The sequence below is a fragment of the Mesobacillus persicus genome (assembly GCF_900109925.1).
Lineage (GTDB): Bacteria > Bacillota > Bacilli > Bacillales > Cytobacillaceae > Mesobacillus_B > Mesobacillus_B persicus.
Window position 1 is genome coordinate 233,272 of sequence record NZ_FOBW01000004.1, and the last position, 12,363, is coordinate 245,634.

Annotated in this window: 11 protein-coding genes; 1 reads left to right on the forward strand and 10 read right to left on the reverse strand. The window is 37.0% G+C overall.

Annotation, left to right across the window (positions count from 1 at the left end; genetic code table 11):
* Window positions 1–32: 32 nt before the first annotated feature.
* On the forward strand, window positions 33–449 hold the full coding sequence (locus BMX30_RS23480; protein WP_170843822.1) for a hypothetical protein: 417 nt from the start codon (window positions 33–35) through the stop codon (window positions 447–449).
* A 169-nt stretch (window positions 450–618) separates the two neighbouring features.
* Here the strand turns inward: BMX30_RS23480 and BMX30_RS08060 are convergent, their stop codons facing one another.
* The 10 genes from BMX30_RS08060 to BMX30_RS08105 all read right to left on the reverse strand — a co-directional run bounded on the left by BMX30_RS08060 (window position 619) and on the right by BMX30_RS08105 (window position 12,134).
* Entirely contained in the window at window positions 619–1,329 is a 711-nt protein-coding gene (locus tag BMX30_RS08060; RefSeq protein ID WP_090743405.1) for an acyltransferase, read from the reverse strand.
* A 14-nt stretch (window positions 1,330–1,343) separates the two neighbouring features.
* Entirely contained in the window at window positions 1,344–2,453 is a 1,110-nt protein-coding gene (locus BMX30_RS08065; RefSeq protein WP_090743408.1) for a DegT/DnrJ/EryC1/StrS family aminotransferase, read from the reverse strand.
* Between the two features lie 47 nt (window positions 2,454–2,500).
* The gene (locus BMX30_RS08070) at window positions 2,501–3,610 is read right to left on the reverse strand and encodes a glycosyltransferase family 4 protein (RefSeq protein ID WP_090743411.1); all 1,110 of its coding nucleotides are present in this window, start codon (window positions 3,608–3,610) and stop codon (window positions 2,501–2,503) included.
* Entirely contained in the window at window positions 3,607–4,854 is a 1,248-nt protein-coding gene (locus BMX30_RS08075; protein ID WP_090743414.1) for a glycosyltransferase family 4 protein, read from the reverse strand. Before BMX30_RS08075 ends, BMX30_RS08070 begins: the two co-directional genes overlap by 4 nt.
* Before the next feature lie 2 nt (window positions 4,855–4,856).
* On the reverse strand, window positions 4,857–5,918 hold the full coding sequence (wecB, locus tag BMX30_RS08080) for a non-hydrolyzing UDP-N-acetylglucosamine 2-epimerase (RefSeq protein ID WP_090743417.1): 1,062 nt from the start codon (window positions 5,916–5,918) through the stop codon (window positions 4,857–4,859).
* 65 nt (window positions 5,919–5,983) lie between these two features.
* Window positions 5,984–7,318 (reverse strand): nucleotide sugar dehydrogenase, encoded by a 1,335-nt coding sequence (locus tag BMX30_RS08085; RefSeq protein WP_090743420.1) that lies wholly within the window; start codon window positions 7,316–7,318, stop codon window positions 5,984–5,986.
* Window positions 7,319–7,335: 17 nt separating this feature from the next.
* Window positions 7,336–8,352 carry a Gfo/Idh/MocA family protein gene (locus BMX30_RS08090; protein WP_090743422.1) on the reverse strand — a complete coding sequence of 339 codons (1,017 nt, stop codon included), beginning with the start codon at window positions 8,350–8,352 and terminating at the stop codon, window positions 7,336–7,338.
* A gap of 80 nt (window positions 8,353–8,432) precedes the next feature.
* Entirely contained in the window at window positions 8,433–9,770 is a 1,338-nt protein-coding gene (locus BMX30_RS08095; protein WP_090743425.1) for a flippase, read from the reverse strand.
* A gap of 3 nt (window positions 9,771–9,773) precedes the next feature.
* Window positions 9,774–10,775, reverse strand: coding sequence for a glycosyltransferase (locus tag BMX30_RS08100; RefSeq protein WP_139195385.1), 1,002 nt, complete (start codon window positions 10,773–10,775; stop codon window positions 9,774–9,776).
* A gap of 300 nt (window positions 10,776–11,075) precedes the next feature.
* A complete protein-coding gene (locus BMX30_RS08105) occupies window positions 11,076–12,134 on the reverse strand; it encodes a glycosyltransferase family 4 protein (protein ID WP_090743431.1) in 1,059 nt (352 codons plus the stop codon).
* Window positions 12,135–12,363 lie beyond the last annotated feature (229 nt).

The following is a 12,363-nucleotide window of genomic DNA, read 5'->3' on the forward strand; positions in this document are numbered from 1 at the left end:
TCTGTTTTTGAAATAAGTAAACAAAAAGGAAGATGAAGAATACACCTGAAATTAGAAATATAATGTCCTTAACCCCATCAGTAAATGATTCAGCCCACGTTAAGGATAATAGAGCGAAAGCAATCCAGAAAAAAACAAAACCTAAAATAGGTTTTAATGGTTCACTTCCATATATGGATATCCTCTTACTCTTCACCCACCGAAACAAAAAGATTAACATTGCTAAAGGTAATAACACCCGATATGGAAACAAAGAAACTGGACCTACCTTAAGAGATAAGATTCCTGATCCCAAAAAAGACGAAATGATAAAAGCATATATAATTAATTTTGAAAGTGGATACTTTTTAAGAAAAAAGCGCGTAATCCAAATAGCTGAAACCATTACAACCAGGAAAACAATTACCGACAATATTAGATCCACCGGGTCTGCGTTAGTTAATTCATAAGTGATGAGCCACCCTGTGGTGATAGAGATGAGAAAAGCGGCTATCACTTGGTTTATGGGCTTGTACCCAAACTTGTTCTGCATTTTTAATACTCCTTATGCTACACATAATAAAGCTCTTAATAGTTTACAGGAGGTTGATTAGCAATATCAACCTCCTGTATACCATTTTATTGATTTCTAAGCAATTGGTCGTTAGGAACTCGTCGGATGACCTTTGCAGGTGTACCTACAACAAGTTCTTCCTGTTTAACATCTTTTGTAACAATGCTTCCAGCACCCACTGCACCGTCCTCTTCAATCGTCCTTCCAGGTAGGATCGTTGAATTCGCACCGATTCTGCCGCCATCTTTAATTGTTATACCCTTGAATTTATCAAACCGCTCTTTTGAACGAGCCATATAATTATCATTCGTAGTCACAACTCCTGGTGCCACAAAAACGAAGTCACCTAGTTCTGAATAAGCGGTTATATAGCAATTCGTCTCAAGCTTACATTTAACTCCAACCTTGCAATCATTCTCGACAGCTACACCACGACCAACAATGGTTTTATCTCCAATGATTACTCTTTCACGTATTGTTGCTAAATCTGCAACGAACACGTCATCAGCAAGAACAGCATTAGCGTAAATAATTGAGGATGTCCCAATTGTACAACCTGAACCAATGATGGAAGGAGGTAATTTTTTTACATCTGGAAGGATGGAATTTTTCGCCCTTGCTGGTTGCTTCCCGATTACAGCATTATCCTGAATTACAGTATTGCTTCCGATTTGAACTCCATCATAAATTACCACATTATGACCGATAACAACATTTTCTCCAAACGTTACATTTTCTCCAATTACCACATTTTTCCCCGTGTTTGGATTATTCATATTGCCCTCACCCCTTACTTTGAATAAAATTCAGCTATCTTACTTACAACATATTGCTGCTGTTCCAGCTTCAATTCTGGAAACATAGGAAGCGAAATAGCTTCAGCACATGCTTTCTCAGTTTCAGGGAGATCACCTTCATTATACCCTAGCTCTTGAAAAACTGGTTGTAAATGAAGTGGCTTTGGATAATAAACCATAGTACTTACACCATTTTCTTTTAGGAAAGCTTGGAGTTCATCTCTTTTAGGGACACGAATTGTATACTGATGAAATACATGATAATTATGTTCTTCAATAAAAGGTGTAGTAACTTCCTTAACTGTCTCATTTAGAAGCTTCGTGTAATTTTCAGCTTTTTCACGACGAAGTTCGCTCCAATCATTTAAATGAGGAAATTTAATATTTAAAATCGCTGCTTGCAATTCATCCAAGCGACTATTGTAGCCTAAAACATGGTGGTAATATTTAGGTTTACTACCGTGAACACGAATTACGCGCATTTTTTCAGCAATTTCGTCACCATTTGTAACGATCATACCAGCATCACCGTATGCACCAAGGTTTTTGGTTGGGAAGAAACTATAGCAAGCGGTGGTCCCCATCTCGCCCACCTTTTTTCCTTTATATAATGACCCGATTGCCTGAGCAGCATCCTCAATAATGGCGATATTATGCTTTTTTGCAATCTCTACAATTGCATCCATATCTGCCATTTGGCCGTATAAATGTACTGGGACAATCGCCTTCGTTTTTTCTGTAATTGCCGCCTCAATTTTGCTAGGATCAATATTAAAAGTTTTCGGATCAATATCTATAAAAACTGGAGTTGCTCCAGTTCTAGCAACAGCCCCTGCTGTTGCAAAAAAAGTGAAGGATGGAACAATTACCTCATCTCCTTGCCCAACACCACAACCTTGTAATGATATATGTAAAGCATCACTGCCGTTTGCTACGCCAATACCGTGTGAAACTCCACTATATTCCGCCACATCTTTCTCCAACCTTTTAACATTGTCACCCAAAATGAATTGTGACCTTGACATGACACCATCAAGAGCTTCAATAATCTCTCCCTTTAATGTTTGGTATTGTTCAGATAAATCAAGCATTGGTACTTTCATTATAATTTTCCCTCTTTCGTTCAAGATTAGAAATGCCAATTAGAGTATTACAACCTATTATAAAGTTCTTCTAGCTTCTGACTTTCGGTCTCCCAGTTGAAAACTGTCTCAACCGCCTTACGTCCGTTTTCACCCATTAGTTTTGCCTCTTCAGGATGATTTAATATCCATTTCATTGCATCAGCAATTTCCTGAACATTCAAAGGATCCACACAAATTCCACACTGATTCTCTTGCACTATATCCTTCCATAATGGAAAGTTTGAGGCAATAACAGGAACCCCCGCTGACATATATTCAAACATCTTAATCGGCAAAGATACCACGAAGCGAGGTTCAGGATGAAGCAACACCAGACCCATATCTGCCTCAGTCAATAACTCCTTAATACCATCGCGGTTAAGAAACCCACGAAAATCAGTAAATTTAAAGCCAGGTAGGCTTTGCACCTCTTGTTCAAGGGAAGGAGGCGCAAAAGATCCTGCAAGCACAAAGGTTGCTGGCATTTCTTCGTTAACTTTTTCCATGGCTTTCACCATCTCGTTAATCCCACGGAGTACATAAATACCACCTATATATACCGCGGTGTTTTTAGTTTTAGCCACTCTGTCATTATAATTCGACGCTAATTCATCTAACAGAGGGTAGTTGTGAATAGTTATTGTATTTTCATTATGGGTTTTAAACCGTTCCGCAATATATGGAGTAGCAGCTGAGATCCCGTCAAACCTTCTCGATGCAAAGCGTTCATACCTTCTGACCAATGTTGACAAAGATTTTCTTAGTGGTTTCGGTACCCACTGCTTGGATAAGATTTGCTCAGGTACATCCTCATGGACATCGTATATGACCTTTTTTCCTTGTTTCTTTAACTTTAGACCGATAGGAATGAGCTCTGGATCATGGAAGTGATAAACATCTGCATTAATTTCAATCGCCTTTGAAAGGACCAATTTTGTTGTCTTCCGCATTCTTTCTATCTGCCCCTTGGCGTCTGATTGGACACCAATAATCTTAACCCCAGAAACTACTGTATCCTTCATATTCGGAACTACATAAAAAACTTCATGACCAGCTTTTTTTAGAGATTGACACTCTTTGATAAAAATTCTTGTATCGTTGGCAGAATGCACTGAAGTTAAATGACATACTCTCATACTGTCTCACTACCTTGGGAATATTCTCGTTCTTGAATGTTTATTAATAAATCGTCTACAATGTACTTCCAAGAATAAAATTCCTCAACAAATGCCCTTCCTGATTTGGCGTATTCATTATATTTATGGTCACTCATTTCCGCACACTCCATGACTTTGGCAGCTATAGAATCTGGATTTTCGGGTTCTGCGATAACCCCACAATGATTCTCTTCTATAAGCTCCACACTTTCACCAGCCCCACAATATAAAACTGGAACCCCACTTGCTAACGCAGGAAAAATTTTAGAAGGCCTTGCCCCTTTAAATAATTCAAGGTTTTTTAAAGATACAATTGAAAAATCAGTGATTGAGAAAACATTTGGCATTTCTGTTACTGGTACCGAGTCATGGAAGATAAGGTTGTTTAAATTTAGTGTTTCTTTTAGCTTTTGAAGATTTGCTTTTTCAGGACCATCCCCAATAATTAAAAAGCGTACACTAGGGTGAGATTTTTCAACAATTTTTGCTGCCTTTAATACTGAATCTAGCCCTTGAGCATGTCCAATCCTCCCTGCAAAAGTAAATACCTTCTTGCCTTCAAAGCCTAACTTAGATTTCCATGAACTTTCTGGTTCTCTAGGAGAAAAAGTCTCGGTATTAACACCGTTTGGGAGCATAAAAACCTTATCTTTATCATTGCCTTTGTTTATCATATAATCACGAATACCTTCTGTGGCAGTAGCTATCTTCCAAGACTTCCTGTATAGCCAATTTTCAAGCCACTCTGACAGTCTAATAAACGTCTTATTCTTTAAAATTCCTAATTCAACTGCTGATTCTGGCCATATATCTGCAACATTAAATACAAATTTAGCACCTTTAATCTTGGCACCAAAATAACCGGTAATCCCTAGAAATAATGGGGGTGAAGTACAAATAATAACATCTGATTTCTTTGATTTAAAAATGGAATAGAATGCACTAAAGGTAAAAGATAAATAGGATGCAAGTCTTTTCCAGAAGCTCCCCTTTGGGCTGGGGTAAATCCAACTTCGATGCACTGGTATCCCCTCATAGACTTCAAATTGATAAAACTTCCCTTTATATTCATCTGGTATTACACCATTGGGGTGGTGGGGGAAAGCGGTCAATACCTCTACTTCATATCCCCTCTTTATGAGCTCTTTACTAACTTCGTATAGGCGTATCTGTGGAGCCCCTGTCTCTGGTGGAAAGTTTTCGCTTAGTAATGTGATTTTCATATTTAAACCTCTTTATTGAAATACTCCGCAATTTTAACAGACGCTTTTCCGTCCCCAAAATAATCTTTGTAAGATGGGGCAACCTCTAGCTTTATGGCACTGAGTATTTTATCAACATCTGTACCAACAAGAATATTGGCGTTGTCCTCTAATGTTTCTATCCACTCTGTCTGTTCTCGAAGAGTGACACAAGGAACTTGAAGGAAATAGGCTTCCTTCTGAATACCACCTGAGTCTGTGATAATTTTCTTTGCATTGCTCTCAAGCGCAAGAATATCCAAATATCCTACTGGGTCAATCACGATTAGATCCGAAACAGAATTTAGATCAATCCCTATATTACTAAGAACATTTCTTGTTCTTGGGTGAATCGGCCATACCTTTTTCCCTTCTATCTTTGAAAAGGCCTCAATGATATTTCGAATATTTTCGGGCTCATCAGTATTTTCAGCTCTGTGGACCGTGATAAGATAATAGCCCTTTCTCTCTAAACCAAGCTTATCTGAGATGGAAGTTTTACCTTCAGAAAGAGTACTGTTGTATAGAACAGCGTCACACATGACATCCCCGACATTCAGTATATTTCTTGTAATATTTTCGTTCTCCAAGTTCTTTACGGCTGTATGAGTTGGACAGAATAAATATTCTGAAATATGATCTGTCATAATTCGATTAATTTCTTCAGGCATTTTCTTGTTAAAGCTTCTCAAGCCCGCTTCGACATGTATCACAGGTATATGAAGCTTAGCTGCTGCCAGTGCTCCGGCAAGAGTAGAGTTTGTATCACCATATACAAGAAGGTAATCTGGCTTTTCTTCAATAATAATTTTTTCTATTTCCTCAAGCATATTAGCCGTTTGTTTTCCATGAGAGGAGGATCCCACATTTAAGTGATAATCTGGTTTAGGTATTTTTAACTCTTCAAAAAAAATATCACTCATATTTTTGTCATAATGCTGACCCGTATGGACATAGATCTCTTCATGAGTTTTCCGTAGCTCCCTTGATACCGGAGCTGCTTTTATAAACTGTGGTCTTGCACCAATGACAGTTAGAAATTTCATTTGGTATCCCTCCTTTTAGAAAATGGGAATAGTAGCATAGATTTTCTCTATGCTACTTCCCCTAATTAAAGCTTCACGTATTTATTTGGTTTTGGATAATTCTTTAAAGCGTTCCTTGTATCGAAAACAACATTGCTCTTCTGACTAATCATTTCATAATCAAATGCTGAATGGTCTGTAGTAATCATTACTAAATCAGCCTCTTCTAGTACTTCTTGAGTAAGGGCAACAGACTCAAGCACCGTATTACAAGAACGGAATGAAGTTACATGTGGATCACAGACAATGAGTTCTGCTCCCTCATTATTTAACATCTCGATGATATTAAGAACCGGGGATTCTCGGACATCATCTATATCTTTTTTATAAGCAACACCCAGTATAGCAATTTTCGAGCCTCTCAATGCCTTTCCTTCACCATTTAAAGCATACATCGCTTTATTAACAACAAATTCAGGCATTCCATTGTTAATTTCACCAGCTAGTTCAATAAGACGGGTGTGGTAATTATATTCACGAGCTTTCCAAGTTAAGTAAAATGGGTCGATTGGAATACAGTGTCCACCGAGTCCTGGACCAGGATAGAATGCCATAAACCCATAGGGCTTTGTTGCTGCAGCATCAATAACTTCCCATACATCAATCCCCATTTTATTACATAAAATAGCCATTTCGTTAGCAAGAGCAATGTTAATATGCCTAAAGGTGTTTTCTAAAATCTTTTCCATCTCTGCAACAGCAGGACTAGAAACCTGATGGACATCACCTTCAAGGACTCCTCTATATAGTTCAGAGGCAATAGCTGTGCATGCTTGCGTCATACCACCAACAACCTTTGGCGTATTTTTAGTATTATAAAATTTGTTTCCCGGATCTACACGTTCAGGAGAATAAGCTAAGAAGAAATCTTCTCCACATTTCAAATCACCGGCTTCAAGAATTGGTTTTAGTACCTCTTCTGTAGTCCCTGGATACGTAGTACTTTCCAACACAATTAACATACCCTCGTGAAGATATCGAGCAATCTCTTTCCCAGAACTTTCCACATAAGAAGTATCAGGTTGTTGATATGTATCTAACGGTGTAGGGACACAAATAGCAACAGCATCAACTTCTTCAATTTTAGAGTAATCTGTTGTAGCGACAAGTTTTCCTTCTTTTACAATTGATTTCAACTCTTCATCAACAACATCACCAATATAATTAATTCCTTGGTTCACCATGTCAGCTCTTTTTTGCTGAACATCAAAACCAATTACCCGGTAACCTGCTTTAGCCTTTTCAACCGCTAATGGCAAACCAACATATCCAAGACCAACTACCCCTATCGTAGCTGACCTATTTTTTATTTTCTCAAGCAACTCTGTTCCATTATGATTCAATTCAAGGTGATCAGTCATATAATATCCCTCTTCTATTAGTTAATTTTAATTGGCCTATTTGTTTTTGCAGATTCATAAAAGGCAAGTACTAGTTCTAGAGCCTTTCTCCCGTCCAGACCAGTTACAATCGGTTCACGGTCCTCTGTTACAGCCTCCACCATATCTTCAATAATGCATTCATGACCAGGTTTCCCAATCGGATCTGCTTTTACCGTCTCGATAATATCGATTGTCTCCTCATCGTTCATGTTTTCGACATTCCAATGTTCGACAAGACTAGCAGTTTTCCCGCCAATTTTTACAGATCCTGTTTCTCCAAAGACACTGATTGTCTCCTCTAGATTATTAGGATAAATAGTTGTGGCTGCTTCTATTACACCTAAAGCACCATTTTTGAACCGAATAACACCTGTTGATACATCCTCTGATTCAATATTTCTAAGTCTAGTGGCCTCCATGCTGTAGACCTCTTCTACATCACCCATTAACCATAGAATAAGATCGAGATTATGTATTGCCTGATTCATTAACACTCCGCCATCATACTCTTTCGTTCCTCGCCATCCGGCTTGGTCATAATATTCCTGGTTGCGATTCCATCTAACAGTAGCATTGGCGTGACTCAATTTTCCAAGTTCTTGCTTATCCATTGTTTCTTTAAGTTTGATCATTACTGGACGAAAACGATTGGGATGTACAACAGATAATTTCACATTATTTTTACGACAAGCATCAATCATTAAATCTGTATCTTCAAGCGTCATAGCAATTGGTTTTTCAACCACAATATGTTTTTTTGCCTCAGCTACACTAACAGCAATTGAAGCATGAAACCCGCTAGGTGTACAGATATTAACAACATCAACCTCATTGTTCTTTAGTAAATCCTCTAAATTAACGTATCCTTCTATATTATATAAATCGATAAACTCCCTCATCTTTGAAGGGTCAGTATCACAAACAGCTAACAGATCTGCCCCATTAGCTTTTTGGATTGCCTCAGCATGTTTTTTGGCAATATGACCACATCCGACAATTGCAAAATTCACCATAGGAAAAACTCCTTTTTAGTCAATAAATTTAAATTGCTTAACTTTGTAACACCATTCTATAAGTTATCATAAATTGTTCCCTATTGTCTTTTCATTTTATTAACAAAATTTTGTCGTTTTAACAAACTTGAAATAAGATTAAAGTCTTCCTTTTTAATTAGAAGAAAATTGATAAAGTTCTCACCGGAAATCTTTCTAAAAAGAAAGGCTTTGATTAGAAAACTAAGACTGTAAGAGATTGACGTAGCAATAGCTGCACCAACGGCCTTGAACTCAGGGATTAGCATAATGTTTAAAGCAGTACTAGTAATGACGTTAAATATGGAAACATACATATTAACCTCAGGTTTTCCTCTTGCTGCAATATCATTAGATAGAATTTTTTCGACCGCTAAGAGTGATATACCTGGTAGAAGAATCTTCAATAGAAAAGGAGTCTCTATATAATCATTCCCTAAGATAGGTGTAATAAAATCAATAATTAGGAAAACAAACACAGCAAATAAAATCATAAAGATTAGTGTGAACCTACTGACAATGGAAGTTAGTTTGTTTCTTTCCTCTTTTGTCGCCATAGACGCAATTCTTGGTAGGAGGACAGTAGATATAGATTGGGTGAAAACCGAAAGTTTTTCCCCAAGGTTTAAAGCTGTAAAATACACCCCAACAGCAAGTGGATTAACGAAAAAACCGAGAATATAGATATTTATACGGTAATTTAGGAATGTGACAAGATTACTTAAATAAGACTTGAAACCGTAACGAAATGATTTTTTAATATAAGAGAAATTTAACCTAATACTAGTCAACGGAATTTTGTACTTATTTATAAAAAAGGCGAGTATGAATATCAATGTAGCCAAATGTCCAAACGTAAATGCCATTAAAGCGCCAATTAATTCAAAGTCCAGTAGAACTATAAGTACAATCACTAGCAATAAGTTTGTAACTTGAGTTATCACTAAAATAGTATTAAAAATTTTGAAATCCTGAATCCCCTGAAAAATTGTTTGAAAAAGTGAGTTTAATACCATAACAGGAACAACCAGTAGTATTAAATACAGAGCTTTAAAGGGGACGTTCGGAAAAGCTAACCCTCCGTACAAATAAATAAAAGATGCCCCTGCTGCCACCCCAACAAAACCAAGAATGATCCCAATAATAAAGTTATTAACAAAGGCCTCTCGGGGGTCAATTTCCCCTTTACTAACATAATATACCGTTGAGGTATTTAAACCGAAATTGATAAAGGTGACTAACAGGGTCGGAAAAGTAATAATAAGTGCATATTGCCCTTGCAACTCACCACCTAAAACCCTTGCAATTATTACAATTAGAAGAGTGCCGATAACAATACTTGTTCCTTGTCTGACAAGGGTAATGAAACTGTCTTTTAGAAAGCTATTTTTCCTACTCATATCCTACCTACCAATTTCTTTGGCGAACTTGGTATAGTTTGTATCAGCATTAAAACACTTGTTCCATGTTTCTAGTGCAGCCTCTCGCATCTTAAGTTTTTCACCTTGTGGTCTAGAAGCTAACTCATCTAATATTGACGCTAGTACTAAAGGCTTTATATCCTTTTGAACAAGCACTCCATTCTGGCTATTTACCAACTCTCCTGTTCCACCAACATCCGTTGCAATTGCTGGAATACTACAGCTATATGCCTCCATAATGGATACAGGAATCCCTTCACTAGAGCTAACATTTATGAAAAAGTCCACTGTATTTTGCATATAATAACTCATCACTTCCTCGTTCTTCAAACTTCCAGTAAAGTGTACCTCAATATTTTTCGGTAGGTCCTGAACCAGCTGTTCGATTTTATGTCGTTCAGGACCATCCCCGATATGAGTCCATTGAATATTTGCCTTACAGTATCCAAGTACTTCAACCAACAATTTCAGCCGTTTGACAGGGACCATATAAGAACAACTAACGAGTCTTGTTATACCATCCGTTGACGGTTTACATAACTTCAACGGTTTTAAAGTTCCCAGACGAGAAACAGTTAACTTATCCGAATATTCCGGAGTCTGATTAGCTAAGTATTCTTTTCCATTTGTTGAAACTAAATATATCTTATCCAGGAGGCTAGTCATCTTTTGCTTAATAGGGAGGTACGGCGGATGATGCCTTTCCTCATAGATATCCCCACCGTGTCCCCGAGAGTAGACTGGAAGTGAAGAATTACGCTCCTTTATTAAACTAATACCTGGCGCGAGTGTAAACCAATAGGAATATAAAACAAACTCATTGATGTTTCGTTCGGAAAAAATACTTCCTTCTATGTAGTCTCTTAGTATTACAGCATTCGATACCCAGGAAAGTAGTTTACCAACTCCCTTTGGGCCATGCTTTATCGCATTTGGAAGTTCATCAATAAACCAGGTTCTCCCTTGAGATTCAGAGAGCGACATAAGTTTTCCCCATAAATTAGTCTTCCTTCTAAAAGAATGAGGAATGTGCACCTCAACCTTTGATTGAAGATCCCTTTTACGAGAAAAATCTCGTGCATTAACCGGGATTATATGTATTTTGTTAAAAGTTTCACACAAATAATCTAATTCTAAAGTTAAGAACTCTTCCCCGGGATAAAAGGGATATCTGTTTGTTATTAGAATTAATTCTTTCTCTGTTTTCACACTTATCACTCAAATCAATCCTTATTTGAAAATCCGCTTGCAACAAGAGTCACAAACGGATTTCATTCATCTTTCTTACTGTTTTCCAGTCACTTTCCTGAACATCTTAAGAAAAGGCTTATGATGGTCGTTTACTAACCCAATAAATTCTGCAATTAATTGAAAGAATATTAGTAGTCCCAATATAAGCAGTAAAGAACCCCACAAGGTTGTGGACTCAAATATTACTGCGCAAACACTAAATAGAATCCCTAATCCATAAATCACCAATACAGTATTGCGATGTGAAAGACCTAACGAAAGGATTCTATGATGCAAATGAGATTTATCAGGGGCCGTAATAGGTTGTTTATTGATAACCCTTCTAATAATCGCATAAGATGTATCAAAAATAGGTACACCTAAAATTAGTATCGGCACTACAAAGCTAAATAATGTAACACTTTTATAAAGTCCCAATAGCGAAAGAATAGCAATCGAATAACCGAGAAACAAAGCTCCTGTATCACCCATGAAAATTTTAGCGGGATGGAAATTATAAAATAGAAAACCAAGCGTACTTGCTAGTAAAATAACTGATAAAGGTAAAATTAAAATCTTCCCTGCTCCAAAGGCCATAAAAGCAATAGTAGCTATACCTATAGCAGAAATACCGGCAGCAAGGCCATCTAAACCATCAATTAGATTGATTGCATTTGTAATACCCACAATCCAGAGTATAGTAACCGGAATTGCCCACATCCCTAAATCGAATTTACCAATAAAAGGTATACTAATGAAATCAATTGTTAACCCTGTACTTACAACGATCCCTGCAGCAGCTAGCTGGCCCAATAGCTTTATCTTGGCCGATAATTCGTAGATATCATCTAATATTCCTATCAAGATTATAATTACGGCACCTAATGTAATACCTGTCAAATTTTCTTTATACAGTCCCGAAGCAAGAGAACCGGTCAATACACCAGCAAAGATAGCTAATCCACCTAGCCTAGGCATAATTTTACTGTGAACTTTCCTATTATTCGGTTTATCCGTGGCGTTTATTTTATAAGCCAATTTTATAACTAGAGGTGTACAAGCTAAAACTGTTATAAAAGAAACAATAAAGGCTATAATTAATTGTGATGTCATTCAAAAATCCCCTTTAAAGGTATTAGCCTATTAGTCAGTTTACCATATTTTTATGGTTATACAATTTACCATTGGATTACATTTATTTCGGAGTGATATCAATCACTTAATAGCTGGAGACTTTTCATATTCTAAATACCCATACTTATTGTTCACCCATAATCAAATTTTGTCAATTACTATTATTGTTAAGTATTTGCTAATCTTAATGTATTGAAATTAAAGGAAA